The 23,006-nt window shown below is 67.6% G+C and carries 19 protein-coding genes and 2 pseudogenes; 13 read left to right on the forward strand and 8 right to left on the reverse strand.

Translation table 11 applies throughout. The annotated features are described in order from the left end of the window. Positions 1-411: 411 nt before the first annotated feature. The 4 genes from OG933_RS04770 (at position 412) to OG933_RS04785 (ending at position 6,906) form a co-directional block, all read left to right on the forward strand. A complete protein-coding gene (locus tag OG933_RS04770; RefSeq protein WP_405625537.1) occupies positions 412-1,914 on the forward strand; it encodes an MFS transporter in 1,503 nt (500 codons plus the stop codon). Next, positions 1,911-3,899 (forward strand): alpha/beta hydrolase family protein, encoded by a 1,989-nt coding sequence (locus tag OG933_RS04775; RefSeq protein ID WP_405625538.1) that lies wholly within the window; start codon positions 1,911-1,913, stop codon positions 3,897-3,899. The genes OG933_RS04770 and OG933_RS04775 overlap by 4 nt, the downstream gene beginning before the upstream one ends. Before the next feature lie 282 nt (positions 3,900-4,181). Beyond that, on the forward strand, positions 4,182-6,113 hold the full coding sequence (locus OG933_RS04780; RefSeq protein WP_405625539.1) for a RiPP maturation radical SAM C-methyltransferase: 1,932 nt from the start codon (positions 4,182-4,184) through the stop codon (positions 6,111-6,113). Positions 6,114-6,219: 106 nt separating this feature from the next. Further along, entirely contained in the window at positions 6,220-6,906 is a 687-nt protein-coding gene (locus OG933_RS04785; RefSeq protein ID WP_405625541.1) for a DUF5825 family protein, read from the forward strand. Between the two features lie 438 nt (positions 6,907-7,344). Here the strand turns inward: OG933_RS04785 and OG933_RS04790 are convergent. The 3 genes and pseudogenes from OG933_RS04790 to OG933_RS04800 all read right to left on the reverse strand — a co-directional run. Further along, positions 7,345-7,863 (reverse strand): annotated as a pseudogene (locus tag OG933_RS04790) (DNA polymerase beta superfamily protein); the annotation flags it as partial. A gap of 188 nt (positions 7,864-8,051) precedes the next feature. Further along, entirely contained in the window at positions 8,052-8,429 is a 378-nt protein-coding gene (locus OG933_RS04795; protein ID WP_405625544.1) for a DUF5958 family protein, read from the reverse strand. 389 nt (positions 8,430-8,818) lie between these two features. Beyond that, on the reverse strand, positions 8,819-9,418 hold the full coding sequence (locus OG933_RS04800; protein ID WP_405625546.1) for a hypothetical protein: 600 nt from the start codon (positions 9,416-9,418) through the stop codon (positions 8,819-8,821). A 123-nt stretch (positions 9,419-9,541) separates the two neighbouring features. Here OG933_RS04800 and OG933_RS04805 point away from each other — a divergent pair, with 123 nt between their 5' ends. The 5 genes from OG933_RS04805 to OG933_RS04825 all read left to right on the forward strand — a co-directional run bounded on the left by OG933_RS04805 (position 9,542) and on the right by OG933_RS04825 (position 13,583). Next, complete coding sequence (locus OG933_RS04805) at positions 9,542-9,799, forward strand: hypothetical protein (RefSeq protein WP_405625548.1); 258 nt, start codon at positions 9,542-9,544, stop codon at positions 9,797-9,799. Positions 9,800-9,889: 90 nt separating this feature from the next. Continuing rightward, the gene (locus OG933_RS04810) at positions 9,890-10,027 is read left to right on the forward strand and encodes a hypothetical protein (RefSeq protein ID WP_405625549.1); all 138 of its coding nucleotides are present in this window, start codon (positions 9,890-9,892) and stop codon (positions 10,025-10,027) included. Between the two features lie 247 nt (positions 10,028-10,274). Continuing rightward, on the forward strand, positions 10,275-10,514 hold the full coding sequence (locus OG933_RS04815; protein ID WP_405625550.1) for a hypothetical protein: 240 nt from the start codon (positions 10,275-10,277) through the stop codon (positions 10,512-10,514). Between the two features lie 396 nt (positions 10,515-10,910). Further along, positions 10,911-11,282: a GIY-YIG nuclease family protein gene (locus OG933_RS04820; protein WP_405625552.1), complete on the forward strand. Its 372-nt coding sequence runs from the start codon at positions 10,911-10,913 to the stop codon at positions 11,280-11,282. A gap of 393 nt (positions 11,283-11,675) precedes the next feature. Next, positions 11,676-13,583: a TerD family protein gene (locus tag OG933_RS04825; RefSeq protein WP_405625553.1), complete on the forward strand. Its 1,908-nt coding sequence runs from the start codon at positions 11,676-11,678 to the stop codon at positions 13,581-13,583. Between the two features lie 650 nt (positions 13,584-14,233). On the opposite strand, the gene OG933_RS04830 is transcribed toward OG933_RS04825, so the two are convergent. Next, positions 14,234-14,740 (reverse strand): hypothetical protein, encoded by a 507-nt coding sequence (locus OG933_RS04830; protein WP_405625554.1) that lies wholly within the window; start codon positions 14,738-14,740, stop codon positions 14,234-14,236. 352 nt (positions 14,741-15,092) lie between these two features. Between OG933_RS04830 and OG933_RS04835 the strand changes: the two genes are divergently transcribed. After that, positions 15,093-15,218 carry a hypothetical protein gene (locus OG933_RS04835; RefSeq protein WP_405625556.1) on the forward strand — a complete coding sequence of 42 codons (126 nt, stop codon included), beginning with the start codon at positions 15,093-15,095 and terminating at the stop codon, positions 15,216-15,218. Positions 15,219-15,978: 760 nt separating this feature from the next. Here OG933_RS04835 and OG933_RS04840 read toward each other — a convergent pair. Then, positions 15,979-17,103, reverse strand: a complete 1,125-nt coding sequence (locus OG933_RS04840; protein ID WP_405625557.1) for an endonuclease NucS domain-containing protein — start codon at positions 17,101-17,103, stop codon at positions 15,979-15,981. A 419-nt stretch (positions 17,104-17,522) separates the two neighbouring features. Here OG933_RS04840 and OG933_RS04845 point away from each other — a divergent pair, with 419 nt between their 5' ends. After that, positions 17,523-17,954, forward strand: coding sequence for a hypothetical protein (locus OG933_RS04845; RefSeq protein ID WP_362522118.1), 432 nt, complete (start codon positions 17,523-17,525; stop codon positions 17,952-17,954). Between the two features lie 153 nt (positions 17,955-18,107). On the opposite strand, the gene OG933_RS04850 is transcribed toward OG933_RS04845, so the two are convergent. Beyond that, positions 18,108-18,866, reverse strand: a complete 759-nt coding sequence (locus OG933_RS04850) for a DUF6928 family protein (RefSeq protein ID WP_405625559.1) — start codon at positions 18,864-18,866, stop codon at positions 18,108-18,110. A gap of 511 nt (positions 18,867-19,377) precedes the next feature. Beyond that, on the reverse strand, positions 19,378-20,277 hold the full coding sequence (locus tag OG933_RS04855) for an alpha/beta fold hydrolase (protein WP_405625560.1): 900 nt from the start codon (positions 20,275-20,277) through the stop codon (positions 19,378-19,380). A gap of 57 nt (positions 20,278-20,334) precedes the next feature. Between OG933_RS04855 and OG933_RS04860 the strand changes: the two genes are divergently transcribed. Then, positions 20,335-20,943, forward strand: a complete 609-nt coding sequence (locus tag OG933_RS04860; RefSeq protein WP_405625561.1) for a TetR/AcrR family transcriptional regulator — start codon at positions 20,335-20,337, stop codon at positions 20,941-20,943. Positions 20,944-21,625: 682 nt separating this feature from the next. On the opposite strand, the pseudogene OG933_RS04865 reads toward OG933_RS04860, so the two are convergent. Then, a pseudogene (locus OG933_RS04865) lies at positions 21,626-22,278 on the reverse strand (transposase family protein). A 168-nt stretch (positions 22,279-22,446) separates the two neighbouring features. Between OG933_RS04865 and OG933_RS04870 the strand changes: the two are divergent. Continuing rightward, positions 22,447-22,977: a DUF6584 family protein gene (locus OG933_RS04870; RefSeq protein ID WP_405625562.1), complete on the forward strand. Its 531-nt coding sequence runs from the start codon at positions 22,447-22,449 to the stop codon at positions 22,975-22,977. The last annotated feature ends 29 nt before the right edge of the window (positions 22,978-23,006 follow it).

The following is a 23,006-nucleotide window of genomic DNA, read 5'->3' on the forward strand; positions in this document are numbered from 1 at the left end:
CGGCGAATTCCGGCTCATGCCCGGGCGTGGTGGCCGACGATCCACAAGGGGCTCCACCCGCCCGGAAGATTCATTCGGCGCCGCGAATGCCAAAGCGAAGCGGGAATCCCGGGCGCCATGCCGTCGCCGCCCGAATTCGCTACCCCGACGCGGTGATCGCGGACGTCGGGCGCGCCGAGAAACGCGCGTCCCGATGCTGCCGCACGGGGCCCCGGCGCGTCCCGCGCCGCTCGCGTGAAATCGAACCAGCCCTCGTTCGGGCGTCCTTGTCCTTCACATCGGCTCCTGGTTAAGCTCCCGAGCGTTTCAATTCCTGCACCTTTTCTGCACACCTTTGTCAACTGTGGCGCTATTTCACATGTGATCTCACATGTGACTTCGAGAGTGACGGCAGAACGGGGAGGGCTGCGCATGGGATCTTCCGTTCCCGAAACAGGTGCCTCGCGCGTCCAGGCCGTTTCGGCTCCGGCGGCCCCGATCGGCGACACCGAGCCCGCCAAGGACACCGAGCCACCCACCCGCGACGTCCGGCTCTTCTGGTGCGCGAACGCCGCCGACTCCCTGGGCAGCCAGGCGTCCGGGGTCGTCCTGCCGCTGCTGCTCCTCGGGCTCGGCTACTCGCCGACGGTGGTGGGGCTGGTCGCGGGGGTGTCGACGGCGACCGGGCTGATGCTCGGCCCGCTCGTCGCCGTACCCGCCGACCGGGGCGCGCGTAAGCGGGTGATGTTCTGGTCGGCGGTGGTTGCGGCGCTCGCGATGGGCTCCGTGGCGGTGGCCCTGGCCGTCGCGGAAGGACGGCCTTCGCTGGTCCATCTGCTCGCCGCCGTACTCGTGGAACGTACCGCCACCGCCTGCTACGAGGCGGCGGCCCGCGGCACGGTAGCCCTGATCTCCACGCCCGGGAACCTCCCGCGCGTGGTGGCCGGGCTGGAGGCCGGTGACCGGGGCGCCCTGGTCGCGGGACCCGCTCTGGGCGGCATGCTGTACCAGGTCTCGCGCGCGCTGCCCTTCGTGCTGGACGCGGTCTCGTACGCCGTCACGGCCGTGTGTGTCCGGGCCATGCGCTCGCACCTGCGGGCCGACCGGACCGGCAGCGCGGACGCGGTGGACATGACGAACCGGGCCGACGCGGCGAACCGGGCCGACGCGGCGGACCGGGCCGACGGCGCGTCGGAGTCGGCCGGGAGCGCGGCCCAGGACGGTTCCCTTCCGCGGCCCGTGTCACGCCCCGTGCCTCGCTCCGCACGCGGCACATGGTCCGCCCTGGCCGCCGAGGCGAGCGCCGGAGTCCGGCTCGTCCGCACGACGCCCCTGCTGCGGCTGGTACTGGTGTGGACCACCACCGTCAACGGCGTACTGGCCGCGCTGTACTACGACGCCGTCTTCACCTTGCAGGAGAGCGGCCACGGCGGGACGCCCATGGGACTGGTCCTGGCGCTGTCCGGCGCCGCCGGACTCGCCGGTTCGCTCGCCGCGCCCCGACTGGTGCGCGGACTGAGCCCCGTGCGGGCGGTGGTGACGGTGTCCTGGCTCATGATCCCGCTCGCCGCCGCGCTCGCGACGGCCGGGGGACCGTGGGCGTACGGGGCGCTGTTCGGCGCGTTGTGCCTGATCATGCCGCTGGCCACCGTGATCCTCCAGGCCCGGGCCATTCAGGGGACGCCGCCCGAACTCCAGGCCCGCGCGGGCTCCGTCCTCGCCACCGCCGCCGGCGGAGCCGCAGCCGTGGCGCCCGCGCTCGCCGGGTTCCTGACGGCTCACGCGGGGACCGCCGTGCCCGCGCTCGTCTCCGCCGGGGTGCTGGTCCTGCTCGCTCTGCACACGACCCTGCGCGCGGGACGCACCCTGGCGTCGGGCCTACCGCCGAAGGGCACACCGGCGGAAGACGTTCGGGCGAGGGGGCGAGACGTATGACCGGCTCCCGCTACCAGGTCTACCTCGCCGCCCTGCCCGAGGTCTGCGCCGCCGATCCGGCGCTGATGGCGTTCACCGCGGACGCGAACGGCCGGTGCGAGGTGTTCGCCTGGAACGCCGAAACCGGGCGTGCCCGCCAGGTCACCAACCGACCGCGGGGCACTCTGCACGGAACGATCGACCGGGACGCGAACGTGTGGTGGTTCGACGAGGACGCGCACGGCGAGGGTCACTGGCGGTTCCAGCCCTTCCGCGGCGGCCCCGACCTCCCCGGGCTGACCGGCGTGCCCCCGGGCACCCCGCGCGGCCTGGCCGTGAGTGACGACGGGATCGTCGCCATGGGTCTGGGGGACGACCGGACGACCACCGTCCACCTGGGCCGGCGCGGCGCTTCGGCCCGCGAGGTGACGCGCGTCGACCGGCACGCCACGCTCTCCGGGATCACCGCCGCGGCGGACCTGCTCGCGATCAGCGGCCCCGCCGGCTCCGCGCACGCCGTGACCGTCCTGACCGCGGACGGCACACCGCGCGCCGTGCTCTCCGGCTCCGGGGAACACGGCAGACTCTGGTCGCTCGGCTTCGCGCCCACCGCCGAACGCGACGAACTGCTGCTGGTGCGCGAGGACGACGACCGCTATCTGCTGGCCAGTTGGCGCCCGGACACGGGGATCCGTACGTACACGTGGTGCGCGTTCGACAGTGAGATCACCGCCCGCTGGTACCCGGACGAGAACGAGGGGCGTACCGTCCTGATCCGCGAGGACCGCCACGGCCGCAGCACCCTGCACCGGGCCCGCCTGGACTCCGGCACCCTCACGCGCGTGCCGACGCCGCCCGGGAGTCTGCTGGACGCCGCGCCGCGGGCCGGTGGCGATGTGCACTACCTGTGGACGGACACGGCCCATCCGCCGCGCATGTACTCCACGGCCGGTACCGCGCTGCCTGCCCTCGGCACCGTGCCGGGGCGCGTACCCGGCGACCACCGCGACCTGTGGACGCCGACCCCGGACGGCCCCGTGCACTCATGGCTCAGCCTTCCCGAAGGCCACGGCCTGCCCCAGGGCCCCGAACCCCCGCAGGGCGAAACCTCCGAGAACGAAACCTCCGAGGGCCGGGCGACCAGGGAGCGGGGCGAGCCGCCGCCCGTCGTCTTCCTCGTACACGGCGGTCCCGCCGACCACGACCGCGATGCCTACGACGGTGTCGTGCACTCGCTCGTGGCATCGGGCTTCGCCGTGGCACGCGTCAACTACCGCGGCTCCACCGGCTACGGCCCCCGCTGGCGCCGGGCCTTCGACGCGGGCGTGGGGCTCACGCAGGTCGAGGACCTGGTGGCGGTGCGCGCCGATCTGATCGGGCGCGGGCTGGTGCGGCCGGACGCCGTCGGGCTGTGGGGCACATCGTGGGGCGGCTACCTCACGCTGCTGGCCCTCGGCACCCGTCCCGGGCTGTGGCAGGCGGGCGTCGCCGTCAAGCCCGTCGCCGACGGCGTCGCCGCCTACCGCACCACCACGTCCGCGCTGCGCACCCTGGACGAGCGCCTGTACGGAGGCACACCCGACGACGTGCCCGAGGCGTACGCCCGCAGCTCGCCGATCCGGTACGCCTCGCGCGTGCGGGCACCGCTGCTGGTCGTGGCCGCCACCCGGGACGCCAAGTGCCCGCCCGGCCAGGTGCGCGGCTACCTCGCCGCGCTGCGCGCCGCCGGAGCCCGCCACGAGTCGATGTGGCTCGACAGCGGGCACGACGGCTACGAGGGCGGCGACCACGTCGCCGTACTGCGCCGCGCCGTGGTCTTCCTCGACCGCGAGCTGCGCGGCACGCACGGCCCGCACCACGCCCCCAAGACGCCCCCCGCCATCCGGAGGGGGGATTCCGGCCGCGTCGGTACCGCGGCGGCGGCCGGGACGGACAGCGCCGAACACACCGAGAGGAGAACCGCCCATGCAGAAGGACATCATCCACAACGACCCGCTCGAGGGTGACGAGGAGAACCGTAAGCCGAGCGTCGGCGTCACGGTGACCATCCCGTTCCGCAACGCGGAGGACGCGGAAGAGGACTGATCCTCGCCGGCCGGCCCGGCGGCCACCATGCCGGGCCGGCCGGTCGGCCCGGCACCCAGGGGCGCGCGGCAAAGGGGCTGTCCGTCCCGACGGGGTCGGGTGCGTCCCGCCACGGCCCCGGTCGGTTGCCCGAAGTGCCCCGCCTCCCCTGTCTGCCGTCTTCCCCGTTCCCCGTCTCCCGGCCGTCCCACGAGGAGCTGACATTGCGCGTACTGCTGGTCAACATGCCCTGGTCTCCCATCGACCTTCCGTCTCTGGCCCTGGGAATCCTCAAGCGGAGTGTGGACGAGCACGTGCCGGACGGCAGTGCCGAAGTCCTGCACGCCAACCTCGAGTTCACCGACTGGATCACCCGGCGTATGGAGTTCACCGCCGAGGACTACGAGTACTACGCGCTGGCCTCCTACTTCATGGGCTGCGGCGACTGGGTCTTCTCCTCCGCGCTCTACGACGACCCCGACTGGCGGGACGACGAGTTCGCCGCCGCGATGAAGGGGAAGCTCGGCGCGTCCCGGATGCGGATGACCCGCGAACTGCACCGGCTGGTACCGGAGTTCGTGGCGGACATCGCCCGGCGGATCGTCGACGAGGCACCCGACGTCGTGGGCTTCACCTCCACCTTCCAGCAGAACACCGCCGCACTCGCGGCCGCCCGCCAGGTCAAGCGGCTCGCGCCGCACATCGTGACCGTCATCGGCGGCGCCAACTGCGACGGCGAGCAGGGCGCGACGGTCCACCGCAACTTCCCGTTCGCGGACTACGTGATCCGGGGCGAGGGCGAAGCCGCGTTTCCGCAGCTCCTGTCCGCGCTCGGTGAGGAACACCCGGACCTCTCCACCCTAGCCGGGCTGTGCCATCGCGGTCCGGACGGGGTGAGCGCCGCCAACCCGATGGCCACCAGCCCGCTGCCGCCCGCCACCATCCTGCCGCCCGACTACAGCGGCTACTTCGAACGCCTCGGCGCCTCCGTGGCCCGCAACTGGGTCGAGCCCAAGCTCGTCGTCGAGGGCGCCAGAGGCTGCTGGTGGGGTGAGAAGCACCACTGCACGTTCTGCGGACTCAACGGTTCCTTCATGCAGTTCCGCAGCAAGAGCCCGGACACCTTCTACGACGAGATCATGGATCTCGCCCGCCGGCACCGTGTGCTGGACATGTACGTGGTCGACAACATCCTGGACATGGGCTACCTCTCCACGGTCCTGCCCCGGATCATCGAGAGCGGCTACGACCTGCGGCTGCACATCGAGATCAAGGCCAATATGCGCCGCGCCCACCTCCGTACGCTCTCCGACGCGGGGCTGATCTACGTGCAGCCGGGCATCGAGAGCCTGAACAGCCGCGTACTGGACCTGATGGACAAGGGCGTCAGCGGCTGCCAGAACGTACGCATGCTCCGCGACGGCGCCGAGACCGGCCTGTCGGTGTCCTGGAACTATCTGCACGGCTTCCCTGGAGAGAGCGCGGAGGACTACGACCCGGTCATCGCGCAGATACCGGCGCTGGAACACCTCAACCCGCCGGTCGACCTCTCGGCCCGTATCGCCATCGAACGGTTCAGCCCCTACTTCAACCGGCCCGAGCTGGGCTTCTCCGGCTTGCGCCCGGAGGCGCACTACCGCTTCACCTACGACCTGCCGGAGGAGGAGCTCTACGGACTCGCCTATGTCTTCGAGGCGCCGGAGCGGGGCATCGGCAAACCCACCGTCACCGCGCTCAACGCCGCGCTCGGCGCCTGGCGCAAGCACCACGCCGACGCGCGTCTCACGCAGGCCGACCTGGGGGACCGCATCGTCCTGGTGAGCAGGCGCCGGGCCTTCGAGTGGCGGGCGATGGAGCTGACCGACCCGTACGAGATCGCCGCGTTCCGGCTGCTGGACCAGCCGCACACGCCGTCGGCCCTCACCCGCAAGGCCGCGGGCCGGGTGCCGGGCGGGGCGCTCCAGGAGGACGAGGTGCAGGAGCTGCTCGACCGCTGGGTGGGGCTCGGGCTGGTCTTCACCGACAACGGGCAGTACGTGCATGTCGCGCCCTCGGCGGTGAACGAGGACCTGCTGCGGCTGGACTTCATGCGGCACCGGCACGCGGCGCCCGTACCGGCCACCACGCCGGCCGAGCCGCACATGAGCGGAGTCTGACCTGTCCTTTCTCTTCCCTCCCTCTTTCCTCCCTCTTTCCTCCCTCTTTCCTCAGCCCTCGCCCGAGCGTCGTCCGACCGTTCAGGCGCACCTGGAGGCCAGTCCGATGAGTCCCAGCTCCACCCTCACCCCGTCCGCCGCCGTCTGGCGTGACTACGACCCCGTCGCCTGTGCGCTGCCGGGGATGTTCCTGGGCGACATCGCGCTGACCGGTCCCGTCGCCGAGGAGTGCGACCGGCTGTGGGAACTGGGCGCGCGCCGCGTCCGGCTGTCCGACGTCGTGGATCTCGCGGACACGGGAACGCCGGACGCGGCGGCCCGTGCCGTACGGACCCTCAGCATGGTCAGGGACCTGACAGCCCGCGCGGTGCTCGTCGAGTGGGACCTGCGGCCGGATCCGGACGGGGGCGCGACGGCCACCGAGGACGTCAGCCGCCTCCTGAGCCACCTCCAGCCACCGCAGCGGATCGAGGGGGTGGACCCGGCAAGGTCGGAAGACGCGCTGCGGACCTGGCGCAACGGCCATTACCTGGGCAAGTGCCTCTGGCGGCAGGGGCCGGGCTTCGTCCAGATCCGCGACCGCCGCTGGGGAGATCTCCGCCGCTTCACGGTGGACGAGCCGCACTACCAGGAAGCGATCGAACGCCTGGCGTACGGTGCTCCCGAGTCGGCGGTGCCGCCGGACGCGCTCGCCGACCTCCGCGAGGAGCGACTCGTGCTCGCGGTCGGCGGCGTCCAGTGGTGGCTGCCGTACCGCGTCAACCGCTGGATACAGGAGGCGATGACGATCTGAGGCGGGGGCGTTCCCACGCGACCCTTGCCCGCCAGAGCGCCCCGGCGGTCGGCCCCGCACTCGCGGAGCCTTCGGGCTGACGGGGCGACCCCCGGGCCACATCTCGGGTCGGCCCCGGGAGCGCGCCGAGGGAGCGGAGAAGCTGCGCTTCGTCGAACACGGCCACGCCCTGCAGATGGTCCCGGTCCTGGACGACGGCGTAGCGGTGGACACCCCGGAGGATCTTGCACGAGCCGAGAGCCTCCTCGCCCAGGACCCCGGTAAGGATCCAAATAAGCAAGTGAATGTCCTCGACCCTTTCCGAACAAGTCGTGGCTTGACAAGCAGTGTCGAGTTCAGAGTGGCCCGCTGAAGACTGAGCACGGACTGAGACCAACTGTTCAACTGCGTGACAACGCCAGCGAACAACGGCGAACGACCAGGAACGCCAGCGGACCATCAGCACAGGTGAGAGCCACACCATCCCAAGGCAGCGCCCCCGCCCAAGTTACTTGCACCCAAGCGCGCCCGCACGACGAACACATGCGGGGCGGCATGCGCTCGTGGTTCGGCGGGCAGTTCCGTCCGGAGCCGCGCCTCCTCCAATGCGCACTCAGCGACCTCTTCGAGCAGAGTCGGCAGGTGCGCCTGCACCTCGCCGCAGCGCATCAGGTGAATTCCCGTCAGCACGGCACGGAACGCGTAGAGCAGCGGCTTCAGTTCGTCGGTCTTCTCGAGCAATCGCCATTGCGTGGCCGTGAATCCCCGGTAGTGATGAGCATGGTGCAAGGTGAGCACTCCGGGAGCCAGGTCGCGCAGTTCCACGTGCTCGGGCGTCGTCTGCACCACGAGCGGGGAAAGCAACTGCTCCAGCACATAGCCGTTGCGCCGCAGCATGAGCCGCACAAACTCGCGCAGGTCGTGCGTGACGAGATCCAGCTCAACACCATGGTGGTCCCATAACCGGCTGCGTGTCTCCAGGCTCAGCGCATCCAGCATGAACCCATGATCCCCGCAGGCCAGGACTTCCCATGGCCGGGCCGCGTCTGGGCCGTTCGAGGCCGATCGACAGTGACCAACGATGACCACTCGGCCGCTCATGGATACCGCTTGACCAGCAAACCCAGCTCACCAAGATCCCCGGCAGGACCCAGGGCAAGAACATCTCAGGTTGCGTCCTGTGGAAGATCCCGCAGGTTGTGCCACGCGTGACCACAACCCCCGGCGCAGTACAGCGTCCGCCTGCGGGTGTCGGCGATGCTGAAGAGAGCGACGAGCAGGCGAAAGGACTTGGTGAGTTCGTAGGCCGGAAGTGCTTCCATTCCGAAGCGCCACTTCGTGAGCATCACCGCTGGCGTGTGAGTGGGGCGGATACCGGAACGCGCGATGCTCTCCGGCACGTCCTCCTCGCAGGCACGGGCCTGCCCGCAGAACAGCACCAGGGCGTGCACGACCTTGCGTTGGTCATCCTCTGAGAGGCCCTCGAACCACTCGACGCCCTCGGCCACCGGCCTGAGCCCCTGCGCGAGTTCGTTGAGGATCACCTCGTGTGCGTACAACACAGACGTCCACCCCCATGGTTCAGACCCACGGTACGCGGACGGGCCACCAGTGAGCAGCACGGTTTCTCGTGCCTTGATGGCACAGCCATCTGACGCGAACAGCAAGCTCCCCGTCGAATCCTCGCAGCGCCTTCCAATTGGTGCGCGTCCCGAGTGAGTGTCCAACTGCGTGACAACGCAGGCGAACAGCGGCGGACGAACGCGAACGTCTGCGGATCATCAGCGCGGGTGAGGACCACGCCAGCCCAAGGCAGCGCCGCCATCCAAGTTGCTCCGGGACGAAGAGGTCGTGGGTTCAAATGCCGCCACCCGACAGTGAAAACCAGGTCAGCGGGCGGCCCGGTCGCCGATCAGCAGATGGATCTTGCTGGTCAGCGTGCCGGTGTCCGCTCCCCCTCGGAACCGGCCTCGAGGGACACGCGCAGGTCCTCGGTGGCCGCCTCCACCAAGTCGTTCGTAGCGCCGTACAGCAGGCGGATTCGCTGTGACAGGCCGTCGCTTGCTGTTCCGTCGTCAGACCTCTTCTTGGCGGCGTCGACGCTCTGACTCAGCAGGCCCGCAGTCCGCCGCGCGGTACGACGCAGTGTGTGCGCCGCCATGATGACGGCCTCGCCCCCTACTAGCTGAACGTCCGCCACCTGGGCGTGGATCGCGTCTTGTAGCTCGTCGAGGCGGGTCCACAGTTCGAGCGCGCCCTTGGGGTCTTTTCGGTCGTGCAGCCTGGACGCCGCCTCCGTGAGGGTGGCCGCAATCTGGAAGCCGAGGTGCACCAGCGCCGCGTAGACCTGACGTCGCTCTTGGCGAAGCCACTTCCAGCGTTCCTCGGTGACCCGGTCCCGCTCGCGCTGCCGCTCCTCGCGGGACCGCCGTTGCTCTCGGTACTCCGCGAACGCCGCAGTGATCAGGACGCCTGCGAGCGTCGCAGACGCGGTGATCAGGTACGGCGCGATGCTCGTTCCCCCAGCTGCCATGGCGAGGATGTTGCCACAGGTCGGCCAGGCGTGCCGCCTGGCGGATTGGCTGGTGTCCCTGGAGTGAGAGAAGTTAGGTCGGCCACGGCGAGCCATCCCGATCCCTCTTCGTATGCTGCCTGAGTGACGTCGGCAGAGTGGGGAGAGCGCTCGCGCGACTCCGACGCGTGGGTGATGCTCGTCGACGAGGCCTTCAGCCTCGCCGAGTTGCGGCCGGCGGGCAGACCGCTGGGTGCCTGGCTTGGCCGGTTGATGAGCCAAACGGTGTGGGCGGCGTCGCAGCGGCCGGTGAACCTGCCGCGGTCTAGCCGTCCTGAGTTCCGCTTCGTTGGCGTCGACGTAAACGACGAGCGCGGCGACGCAGACGATGACCCGGGCTGAGCGCGGCGAGGCTCACCCGAAGCCCTGGTCGAGGAGCTCGGACGGGAGCAGGGACGGCGTCGGGCTCGCCTCAAGCAGAGTTTGCCTCGCATGATCCAGGTGAAGGCCTTCAATAGCTCGGCGCGCATTGAACCGCTGCCACTGGAACACCTGCAGGTGGGGGCCGCCAATGCGAACCCCGAGCACTACTACCTCTACGTGGTCGACAAGGCGGAGCGGTTGCCGTAAGTACTGAGTACAGCAGCGAGGTACAGCAACCACCGCACCCGTAGCCGACCATCAGAAACCTTCCAGGGCTGGCTGAACAGCCCACCAGCCCTCAATGACCTCTCAGCCGAGAGTTCGGGACGAAGAGGTCATCATGCATGTCTCGCGGTATCGTTCTCGCCGCCGCGGCCGGCCCGGGGTACGCGATGCTTGGAGTATGGCCCCTGAACCAAGCGCTGCTCCGTCGATGACCACTCACCTAAGTGCGGTGACCGATGGAACCACCAGAGTTTTCACGTGGGAGGAAGGCGCGCGCATCGAGGTCCGCAACTTGGGCGGCGAGATCGTCATTGAGGCCAACGCCGCCGGGTTGAAGACCCTGGCCAGCCACCTCCTCACCCTCGCCCAGGACGGCACACCGGACGGTGCCCATCTTCACTTGGAGGAGAACAACGGGCTCGAAGAAGGCTCCGTAAGCCTGGTCCTGGAGCGGTGCGACGACGAATGACTCGTGCCAGACGCGTCCCAGGTCGTGCACCACGGGGAACAGCGGGGAACCAATCGACCATCCACCGCGCGTCCGTGTCCCGCCGCCGCAGGTCAGGCCTGGAGCAAGTCCCAGAGGCCCTGAGCTTCCCATGTTGATGTCACGAGCCACACAGGCCAGGGACGTTCAGTCGGCGTCGACCAGTAACCTGCGACGATCAGTCGTGGAACGTCTGGAGGCTTCGTGGAAGCTACTGCTCTCGTCAGTCCCGATCGATTGTGGTCGGCGCAAGAGATCCTGGTGCGTCCGAGCCCTGTCCCGGCGGCGGCAGGGGTCTACGGGTGGCACTTCAAGCAGCCGCCCCACCCGGACCTGGACGCTGGGCGCCTGCTCTACGTCGGGATAGCCCCGCGGTACATGGCGAATCGGACCAGCACGCAGAACCTGCGTAAGCGGGTGCGCTACCACTACCGGGGCAACGCAGCCGGCTCGACGCTGCGGCTCACCCTCGGATGTCTGCTCGGACTCGATCTGCGCCGCGTGGGCAGCGGCAAGCGGATGACCTTTGGCAAGGTCGGCGAAGCAAAGCTCAGCCAGTGGATGGCGGACAACGCGCGGGTGTCTTGGATCGAGCAGAGCGAACCGTGGGACCTGGAGTCGCAGCTCATCTCCCAACTCGACCTCCCGCTGAATCTCGACCAGAACCGCCACAACACGTTTCACAGTCGCTTGAAGGAGCTACGGGCCCAAGCACGCCAGCGAGCGCGGGAGTTGCCCATCAGCTCGTAGGCCCTCAGATGGGCAACGGGCCGCTGTCTGGGCCGTCCCTGGGCCGTCCGAGGTCGCTCGACAGTGGCCAATGACGACCACCAGGCGCAGGGGCACGACGTTCCTGACCAGCAAAAACCCAGCTCACCAAGATCCCCGGCAAGACCCAGGGCAAGAAGAAGCAAGCAAGCCAGTCGGCACGGGGTGAAGCCGACGTAGGCCGGATCGGTATGAGGGGCTCGCGGGTTAACAGGTAGACCCGCTTCAGAGATTAGCGTTGAAGGCCAGCGGCACTTGCGAGGCCCGCTGGTCCTGTCGTCGCCCTAACGTGACCGCCTTGTCGCGGCCTTCAGGACGAGGGAAAAACGCCATGTAGGTTGAAGGAGGGGCGCATATCGGATCATCCTTGGCGTCATGAGTCTCGCCTCCCCCTTCTTGGACGTGCCCTCCATGGGCGATTACGCCTACGACTGGGCCCTGGTGGATGTGGAGACCTCGGGACTCATGGCCCGGCGAGACCGGGTGCTGTCCGTTGCGGTAATCACGATCGGTCCGGACGGTGAGCAGACCGGGGAGTTCTCGACACTGCTCAATCCGGGGTGCGATCCGGGGCCGGTGGATGTGCACGGGCTCACCATCGAGCGGCTGCAGGGTGCACCGACCTTCGACCAAGTGGCTGGGCGGATCGGAGCAATGCTCCAGGACCGGGTCCTGGTAGCTCACAATGCCCAGTTCGACTACGACTTCCTGGCCTACGAGTTCGCCCGTGCGCGGATGTGGCTGCCGGTGTCGCAAAGGCTGTGCACCCTGGCTCTGAGCCGCCAAGTGGATCCACCCACGAACGACATGAAGCTCGGCACCCTCGCCGCCCACTACGACATCCCCCAACAGCGTGCTCACGATGCGCTGGACGACACCCGGGTACTTGCCGGGGTTCTGCGGGCGTCGCTGCGCGAGGCAGCTCGGCTCGATCTGCCCCTGCCACTGGTGACCTGCCCACCGAGGGCAGAATCCCAATTCACGCCGAAGCCGCCGAAGACTCCCTGTGCCTACCGCAATCCGGGACGTCTGACTCCCGGCGGGCCTCTCCAGCAGGGGATGAAGGTCGCGATCACCGGTGAGACCGCCCACGCCCGGGCGGAGCTGGTCGGGCGGGCGGTTGCCGCCGGGCTGAACATGATGACCTCCGTCAGTCGGCACACCAGCGTGCTGGTCACCAACGAACCGACAGCCGATTCAGCAAAAGCCCGACGCGCACTCGCCGAAGGAGTGCCGGTCATCGACGAGCAGGCCTTCCTGCAGCTGCTGGCCGACGTACGGCCGGGGACAACGCATGAGGCGGCTGCCGTCAGGATCGCCCCGGCGACTGAGCCGGACGCAGAACAGGTCGGCTCCATGGAGCCGGTGCCCACCACGACCCCTGCCGTACCCATCCCGGAAGCAGCGGCTCTCCCCCCGGCCTCCCCCTGCGTGTCAGTCCCCGCACCGCGCCAATCCGAGCTCTCCGCCAGCATCTTGGCCAAGCCCCTGGTGAGACGTCGGGTATTGGTGCTCGGTGGTGTCCACGTCGATGCCGCGGCAGCTCGTACGCGCGTCGTCGAGCTGGGCGGATCCGCGGCGATCAACTTGTCCGCAAGCGTCACCGACGTCGTGCTCCTGCCGGGAGGAGAAGGCGACCGACGTATGAAGCGCATCACCGCTCTTGAACTCCCCGTGCACGACCTGCACTGGCTTGCCTCTCCGACCACAACCGACCAAATCGCGGTGGCTCTCCGGCCTCAAGAGCCGCACGTGATGCCGAGGGGCGGCGTCATTAACCTGCCTACGCCGCACGGCGGACCCGCGCCAGAGTGGTACGTCACCGCTGGCTGGACCCCGCGGTCCGACGGCGAGATCGACGTGGTCGCCTTCCTCCTCGACGAGGACGAACAGGTCAGCTCCGACGATGACTTCATCTTCTACGGAGCCCCGGAGAGCCCCGCCGGGACGGCGCGCCTGCTGACCGGTGGCCCTGCCGAACAGACCATCGCCGTCGACCTGGCATCCCTGCCACCCGCGACGCGAAAGATCGTCGTCGCTGCAGCCATCGACGGCGTCGCCACCTTCGGGAGTGTCGGCGCGATCCAGATCGGTGCGGCCCTCGGCAGCAGCGGAGCACCTCTGGCCCGGGCCACCCTGGACGCCGCCACCACCGAACGCACCATGCTGCTCGTGGAGATCTACCGCAGGGGTCCGCTCTGGCGTCTACGTGCCGTCGGCCAGGGCTACGACCACGGCCTCGACGCCCTCGCACGCAGATACGGGGTCGACATCGCCGACTGAACGACGGTGCCAATTCGGAAGCCCCGCATCCCTTGCATCAGACCCGGCGGCGCGGTGCGGGTGAGAATCAGGCGAAAGCGAGGTCGCCTGACATCCACGGCTGACATCAACGGCACTGGACTCCAGCGACTTCGGGCGGCCAAAAGCGTCAGCTCAAGCCCCGCACCAGCCGACCGCTGAAGGCGTGGGATCGAACTCCTAAAGCGGGTGTCGAAGGCTCCATGGGACTATTGTGAGTCATCGAGTATGCGCAGTCGACAAGGCCGAGGGGCACGGATGCCGCTCGGCCTTGTCGACTGTATGGCAGAGCGCGCCAGGGCGATCGCAGACTAGCTCGATGAGTGCTCGTCATTCGGCTGCGAAGAGGTACTTGAGCACGCCCAGACCGAGCGTGAGCGAGGCAGCAAAGGCCGCACTCACCGCAGTTTACGCAGGCAATCGGCTCAGTACTCACGCTCGTCATCAGGATCCCCAGCAACTCCCAGGGCGGGAAGGCATATGGAACGCACGAGCCAGGCCGAAAGTATCGACCTGCCCCGGTTGAAGACCCTCATCGGGATCCTCTATTTCGTTGGTCATGGCGGCATGGTGGCACGCAGCCACCCGGCTCATCGAACTTCCTCAATCCGGAACGTATCCGCAGCTTGCGGTCATGACTCTTTCTTCCGGCGCCCTGCTCTTTCTATCTGCTTCAGTGCCCAAGCTGTTTCCGCTTTTTCCAGAGTCAGTCGCATTTCCTTCTTGTGGCGCTCAGAGGTCTCTGGGTTGTCGAGGAGTGTGACAAGGTTCTTGCGAGCCTCAGAGTAGTACTTGTTCTCCAGTCGCTCGCCCCACCGCTCCAATGCATAATTGCACGCAGGTGGGATCATCATGGCCACAGTCGGAGACATCCAGACCATGACATTTCCGACAGTGTGATGTGCACTCAGGTTCTGCCCGATCGTGGCCAAAAGGGTAGCTACCGCCGCCCCGAACGCTTTGGTTGACCACCCCTGTTCAGCCGCTCTCTGAATTTGCCTGTGCGGAACAGGCTCGGGCGGAATCTCTTGCACAGCCGGAGAGGCTTCAGTCACGCTCGCCTCCCTCAGCTTGAGAGTTTCCATCTCCGGCTTGACGTATATCGCCACCGTGAGCATCGATATCCGCTCCGCTGACATTTATGAGATTCCTTTGAGCGGATGCGATGACGCTGCCACTCACTTTCCCTCTGGCGCTTACGTGAATTCGCTCCGTCGCATTGCGCAACGCTCGACCGCGCAAAAAGATGGCGGCGTAAAAACCAAGAGCCGACGTCGCTGCACCTACTACTGAAGCCGTTATGGCCACCCAGAAGGTCCCGGAGCCCCAAAAACTACCCATGCCGACCATGTTAGCCACAGCAAGCCCATATCGACAGCAGACGGCCATCACCACAAACGGAATTTGATCTTCCGTATCTGCTGGTCAGAGTAACTACCTCGGCTGGCCCCTTTCGGCCAGCGCCCTTTCCGCGCCCCCAAGGAGGGCATCATGAGCGGCACAGCAGAACTAATTCACGCAGCGAAGGCCGAAGTCAGCCACAAGGAAATATTTTCGAACGGCCACTGGGACAACACCGAGAAGTTCGCCGGGCAGGTTCCGGCATGGCGTGGGTGAGCGCCGGCCATTACCCGTGGTGCGCTCTCTTCGCCACCTGGGCGCCCCTGAGTCCGGGAACAACGATCTCTTCCCGCGTACCGCGTCCTGCGCCTACGCGCTCGACTGGTTCCGGAAGAAGGGCCGGCTCAGTGAGTGCCGGCGATCGGCGCTCAGATTCGGTTCGGACCGAACGGCGGGACTCACACCGGCATCGTCTGCGCCCATGACGCGACCTATCTCCACACCGTGGAAGGCAACACCAACACGAGCGGTTCCCCGGTGGGTAACGGGGGGACCTCCGCATGCGTGCCCGTCGTGATGCCTACACCTACGGCTACGGGCTGCCGGAGTTGCCCGAGGGTGTGACCAACTCGGACCCTGCTGTTTAAGAGCAAGTCCGGCTTCCGCTACGCCGCTACGGCGGACGGTCCTGTGACTCCCAAGCCGAAGTGCAAGGCTCCGAAGACGGGCGTGAAGAAGGTCGTCGTGAGGGCCGGTATGACGCTCTCCTCGATCGGGGTGGCCGCAGGGGTAACCCTCGCGAAATCGAGGCTCACGGTGACCACGCGCGGGGCTCCGCCGGCCGTGGCCTATTCGTGGACTCGTCCCATCCGATCTGCCACGTACAGGGCCGTGACCTGCTGCGTTGCCCAAGTGCCAAGGGGCCTCCGGAGCCGTGCGCAAGAGGCACTCTCCCAACACGCAGTTACGTCTGCCGCCGTCGTGTGTGCGGCTGAACCGCAGGCTGATGGAGTCGGAGCTATGACGCTACTTCCTGTCAGGCGTCAGCGATGCCTTGATCTATGCCGAAGTGGCGGGAGACCTCTTCGATCGTGAAGCGGGCACGGAGTTTACAGGCGGAGTTCTGGTTGGCGAAGAAGCCTGTACGCCACAGTGCCTCTTCGCGCGACACGGCCCGCTCCCAGGTAACTGGGACGACCCACTCACGAGGATCCTCCCCATCCGCTACTGCCTCCCCAGTGCGTCGGTAGGTGCCCACCAGTGGGAGATCGGCCAGCCGCTGTCTCTCACCCTCAACACTGAAGGCCGCGTCCTCGAATGGTTGCGGTTCGCCGGAGACCGTACCGACGCCCACATAGCCCACCTTGGGGATGTGCGTGAACACCCGCGCTCCAAGTGGCAGGGACCGAATCGTCCGTGAGAACCACTCTCCACCGCCGGCCGAAACGAATCCGTAGTTGAGGGCGTCGCCCCAGTTCCGGCCGCCGGGCTCATCGCCGAAGGACACGTACCAATCCGTCCCGTTCCACGGCTCCTGCTTCCCGCGTCCCTTCGACCCAGTCGACGGTGCCACTGCCTCGACCTCGTCGATCAACCAGGTGCGTGCCAGGTAGGAGCGCCCCTCGTCCTCAAAGTAGCGAAAGAAGAGCACGTTGACCGGAACCTGGAACCCTGAGGCCAAGTAGGTGACGATCCGCTCCGTCGCCGCATCGATCTCACTCGCGACAATGGTCAGAGCATGAGTCGAGTTGAGGGCTTCCGGCGGAGTGCCGCCGAACCGCAGCGCGAACGCTTCATCCAACTCCTCAGCCAGCCCCCTACTGCGGGCATAAGACGCGTAGATGTCGCGTATCTGGTCGTTGGTGAGCTCCTGGACCCAGGACCCGTAGTCGAGAACCTGAGCCACCACCTCACGAGGCGTGCGGTCCCGCTTGAGCTCCAGAACGTGCAGGCTTCCCTCAGCATCCATGCCCAGCAGGTCGACGACCTTGCCATGCTGCGTGAGCACCTGCCGGCCGATCAGCAGCAGCGGATGCCCCAGGATGCCGGGATCGGCCTCGATGAGTTCCTCGAGCCGAGACTCCAAGGGCATCGGTCGCGTAGCAACTCGCACTGGCTTGTCGTCTACCCTCCACAGTCCGAACTCCAGCGGCATCGCCATCCCCCCTCCGCTCAAACCACAGTGCCCAGCTAACTAGGCATGGCGACAGAGAGTATGACGCCGGGGCACCGATGACCAGTGAACGACCTGTGGACCAGTTCTACTTGATGGCCGTTGCGGTACAGCAGTGAAGTACAGCAACCACCCTGACCTCAGCCGACCGCCAACAACCGTCGATGACCGACTGACCAGCCCACCAGACTTCAATAGCCCCCCCAGCCGAGAGTTCGGGACGAAGCGGTCGTGCCAGATTCAGTTGGGGAACCACGAGGAACAGCGGAGTATCAGGCGGCGGTCCATCAGAACACCAGCGCTCGTCACAGGTCGCCAGGAAGGCCGAGGCCAGGGGGCATGAGCTTTCCAAGCTGAGTGTGCTTGGTCGGCACCGCAGGCCGGACGTGCTGGGTAGGGTTTGCAGGATGCGCTACCTGACAGAGGCTTTCGTTGTGGGGGCTCTCAAGCGAGGCCGACCGGTGGAACAGTTCCTCGGTCCGGTCGGTGCTCCGGATCGGCTCGGGGTCAGCTACGTCGAGGTCCGCCCAACGAAGGCGTCATATGAGGTCTACGTCCATACCGTTGAGGACGTCGGTCATGAGGGGTTCTCCGACCTGGTGGAGTTTCCACCATTCGACGCCGACCAGGACGAAGAGGAGTTCGGCCGACTCGTTGCCACGGCCGAGGAGCCATCTACCGCACTGGCGGCTGCCGAGGAGGCCACGGGCGCAGTGCGCGGGAGTTGGGTCAACCAGAGCATGGTCCAGGACGAATATGGTGACTTCGTTCGAGCGGGCCGGCCTGCGGACCAATCTCCCGATGGACGGCCCTGGCCAAGTCGCAGAGCACGCAGCTGACCTGCCGCAGCAATGAGTGTCTAACTGCGTGACAACGCCGACGAACAGCGACGAACAAGCACGGACGCCAACGGACGAGCCGCGCAGGTGAGAGCCCCATAACCCCAAGGCAGCGCCCCCGCCCAAGTTGCTTCGGGACGAAGAGATCGTGAGCTAAACGCCGTCGCTCTCGACTAGCAAGCCGTCAGGCCCAAAGGTGTAGAAGCGCGGCGGTCCCATGGCTTCCCCAGCGCTTTGCAGTTCGGCTTCCTGCTTCGTGCGATCAGAGCCGTGTGGATCCCGTAGCCAGAAGCCGTGGAGTCGGATGTGGTCCGCGTCGACGTCGTCCGCCTCGGGGCGGCCCTCCTGGACGAAGCCGCAGAGAGCTCGCAGTGCGTCTTCTCCCAGTTCCAAGGGGTGGAAGGGCAGCGGATAGGGCTCTTCGTCCTCGTCCGGCCAGGGGATGACGTCGGCTGCGCGGTCTCCGGCCCAGTAGGGCAGTTCGAACGGGAACGGTTCGCCGATGTTCTCCATGACGCCGTCGTCCGGGGACAGGCTGAGGGAGCGGACGAGCCGGCCGTCTTCCCACACGGCGAACGCAAGCCAGTCGACGACGCTGTGCATGTTGTGCAGGACGAGCCGTCGGCCGACGCTTGCCGCCACGAGGTGCTCTGGGAGCTGTGAGGGAAGGTCGATCATCATCCCCCGATCACCGATGACCTCCACACCCGGCCAGCAGGCCGCATACACCGTCCCCTCCGGGGGGTACACGCCGTCCGAGAGGACTGAGCCCTCGCACTCCTCGACTCCCCTGCCCGGGTAGAGCCGCCGCATCATGGTGGCAGTCCGATCACGGTCCGCCGCTCCCACTCGTCGCAGCAGCTCCGGTACGTCGCCGTCGGCGTACACCAGCAGTCCTGTCTTGGCTCCCAAAGCCCCTCCCAGAGCGTTGCCCTTGATGGCAGACGCACCATAGCCACCCGCACTGACAACGAAGGCGCACCACAAGCGCACCAGATCGAGCGGGGAACAGCGGGAAGCCAGTCGACCGTCCACCAAGCTTCTGCGCCCCTCCATCGCAGGTCAGAGACGGAGCAAGCCGTATACGCTCTGAGCTTCCCAAGCTGCTTGTTCTTGCGGCCCTGCTCCACGGCTGCTGCCAGGCGTATCGACCTCTTCAACAGGCTCAACTGACTCTGGCTCCCCCTATCAAATCGATCACGTAGAGCTCGTAACAGGATCATGGGTGGGCCTTCTTGAGGCGCCGCCGGCAAATGAGGCTGCATGCCAGGGAGATGAAGGCGTCGTGGAGTTCGAGGCGTCGTTCCCGTCGGATGGCGAGGCGTTTGAACTGGTGGTGGAGGGCGAAGGCCTGCTCGACGACGTAGCGGAGTTTGTGAAGCTCCGCCCGTCGTTCGCGAAGTTCAGCCGTGTGGCGTGCCTGCTACCGGTTGGCCGCGAGGAAGTCCTTCAGGATCTCGACGAACCGCGTCGGCTGCTCCTCGGCCGGGTAGTGGCCGCAGTCGTCGAGGACGACCCCTGTGACGTCGTCGGCCGCCAGCCGCATCGTCTGGGCGGCACTCGCGCCGCTCCACAGCGCGCCGCCGACGGCGAGCACCGGCAGCGTCAGCCGGGTCTTGCCGCGCTGCTCGTTCTGCGCGATCGTCTCGTCCAGCGCCCGGTAGTACGCGAAGCTCGCCCGCAGCGCGCGAGGATCCGCGGTGATCGCGTCGACGTAGACGTCGACGGCGTACGCGGGGATCGCGGTCGGTGTGGCGGCCTTGGTGGCGAACTGCCAGCCGAAGAAGAGCCGTTCCCGTCCCCGGACCAGTTCCTCGTTGAGGTCGGTGAGCCGGTTGAAGCCGAACTGCCAGAGCCTCAGGTTGGCCGCGGCCGGGCCGAAGAACGGCGGCGACGGCGTGAGACCGGGGATCACCGCTTCGGCGATGGCGAGGCGGCCCACCCGCTCGGGGTGATCGGCGGCGAGGGCGTATCCGGTCCACGTACCGATGTCGTGGCCGACCACGTCGAACCGGTCGTGCCCGAGCGCGGCCATCAACGCGACCAGATCGGCGGCCAGCGTGCCGGCGTCGTACCCGTCGTCGGGCTTGTCGGAGAGCCCGGCCCCGCGCGAGTCGACGGCGACGACGGTGTGCTCACGGGCGAGCGCGGGCATCACCTCCCGCCAGGCGTACCAGGTCTGGGGCCACCCGCCGATCAGCAGCAGCGCCGGGCCGTCCCCACCGGTGACCGCGTGCAGCCGCAGCCCGTTTACCTCCACGAGCCGGCTGGTGAATAAGTCGAGGAATCCGTCAGGCAGTCGCAGCGAACGCAAGCTTGTCATGCTGGCGACCATACCCATCTTTGAACGATCGGTACAAGATGTGTAGGCTGACGGACCATGGCAGGCCGCAAGCAATTCGACGTGGACGAGGCACTACGACGTGCGATGCACGTCTTCTGGCGCTGGGGTTATTCGGAGGCCTCGATCGATCGCCTGACCGAGGGCACGGGCCTGGGCCGGGGCTCGCTCTACGGCACCTTCGGCGACAAGAGCGCCCTCTTCCGCAAGAGCCTCCAACGGTACGCGCAGACCTACCACCCGCTGTACGAGCAGGCACTGTCCGGCCCTCACCCGAGCCCGAGCGCCGTTGTGGCCGCCTACCTGGAGGTCGCCCTGAACCGCATCGCCGACCCGACGGTTCCGGATGGCTGCCTGCTCACGGTGTCGGCAACGCAGTTCCCGGCCCTCGACGCGGAGGGCCGGGCGATGGTCCGCGCCATGATCGACGGTTTGCGGGCGAGGCTGGAGCAGGCGTTGCTGGCGGCGGGGGCCGGTGAGCAGGAGGCGGCAGAGATGGCGTTGTGCACGCTGGCGACGAACAAATCCCTGGCGGTGCTGAGCCGCGCCGGCTTCTCGGGCGAAGACCTGGCAATCGTCGCGGCAGCCGCCGCCAAGAATGCGAAGGCTCTGCCGAACCGGCCGGCCGAACCGTCGGGGCCGCGATAGGCGGGAACGGCTCCATCGCCAGAGGATCTGCAGAAGCCTTGGGGCAGCCGGCGACTCGGCAGGAAGGGACTCGGCACAGCCCTCATGGCGGCTGAGCCGACCCGGGCGACGAGATCGCCCCACCGGGGGGAAGAAGCTGACCTGAGCCGCCTCGGTCTTCGGACTCTTGGAGCTCGTAAAAGGGTCATGGGTGGGCTTTCTTGAGGCGTCGCCGGCAGATGAGGCTGCATGCCAGGGAGACGAACGCGTCGTGGAGTTCGAGGCGTCGTTCCCATCGGATGGCGAGGCGTTTGTACTGGTGGAGGAGGGCGAAGGCCTGCTCGACGACGTAGCGGAGTTTGCCCAGGCCCTTGATGTTCGGGGCGCCCTTGCGGGAGACTTCCGCCGGTCGACGGGCGAAGGACCGGTCGCGTCTCCCCTTTTTTTGGCGCGGACGTGGGAGCCGTCCACGCACGCGCTGGTCCAGTCGAATTCGCCGGCCGCGTTCAGCTCGCGAGGAGGACGCGGTGCAACCTGTCGAAGACGCCTGCCTGCTGCCAGCGGTCCAGGCGCCGCCAGCAGGTCTGCCCGGCCGCCATCATGCGCCGACTGACCAGCCCGCCTTCCCCCGATACCCTCAGCCTAAAGTGTGTTGCAGAAGGCTGTGTTCGGGCAGGTCAGGCGCAGGTTTCCGCTGTTCTGATCACGCAGCCAGGGCGAGGTTGTGCACGTGGGCGACGGCCTGGACCGCATGGTGAAGGCCGTCGCCGCGCTGGCGGCAGTCACGCAGGATCTTGTAGTTCTTCATTCGGGCGAAGGCATGCCCGACTCGGGCGCGAACCCGACGATGCTCTGCGTTGTCTTCCTCCTCACCCGCGAGGAGTGGGCGACCGGGCCGTTTTCGGTGCGGGACGACGAGTCCGGTGTTGATGTAGGCGCCGTCGCCCAACACCGTGACGCCGTCGCAGCGCTGGGCGAGACCGGAGATCCGCCAGACCTGGGCGTCAGCTCGGCTGCCTGGGGCTGGCCGGGCGGTGGCCACGGCCAGCCGGGTGTCGGCATCGATGACGACCTGCACATGTGCCGAGAACCGGTAGTTGCGGCTCGAAGCACCGACCTGCCGGTCGCGGACCGGAATCAAGGTGCCGTCCACGATCCACAACCGGTCCGCGGTCTCGGCGGGCCGGGAAGCAGGTTGGAGGGCGAGGAGGTGACGCAGCCGCTGGATGACCCGGCACACCCAGGACCGTTGCCGCCCCGCTCCCGCACCACCCGCAACAAGCCTTCGAACTGCCGCATCCGCAGGCCAGTGAACGTCTCCACCCACAACGGCTCAGGCCTCAACACCCCTCGCATACAAGGGAAATGCCCTGATCATGGCCTTGTGCAACACGCTTTAAGAGGCGTCCCGCAACTGGCGGTGTCTCGTCTCAGTAAGGTTCAGCCGATGCCGTTAAGAGCGAGCGAGTACTGAGCGACGAAACCAGGTCGACGTAGGTGAGTGCGGTACCCGATCATGCGTTCATGCCCCTGAGAGAGACCCTTGCCCGAGTCGATGCAGACCTGGCCGCCGGCCGGGTTCCCGTCGCGCGCCAGCGCCTGCGCGGTCTCATCTCGTCCTTCCCGCACGATCTGACGCTCCGCCGTCGTCTGGCCGAGGTGTACCGGCTCTACGGCGACGCAGCGGAAGCCGGACGCTGGATGTACCTCGAAGAGGACAGGCACGCCGACGAGACCGCTGCCTTTGAGGCGCGGTATGGGTCTCCCGGGTGGCGGATGAAAGCGCTCGCCTGGCAGGGCGCCGAGGCGGAGGCCGCCACCGCTTTCGCAGAGGGGCAGCTGGTCGCGGTGCGGACCGCCTGCGCCGAGGAGTTGGGGCACCCCGTCGACTGGGACGACCTCGCCTCCTACCGGGACGACCTGCAAGGGCAGTATGAGGCGCCCTACATGCCGTGGACGGTCGGCGGTGTGCTGGCGGGCGTCGGCTGCCTGGTGGCGGCCCTTGTGTTCCTCGCGATCTGGGTGAATGGACTCGTTGCCCTCTTCGACGAGTGAAATGATCTCGCGATGTCTGGTGTGACCAC

This window comes from Streptomyces sp. NBC_00016, assembly GCF_045040885.1.
Taxonomy (GTDB): Bacteria; Actinomycetota; Actinomycetes; order Streptomycetales; family Streptomycetaceae; genus Streptomyces; species Streptomyces coriariae.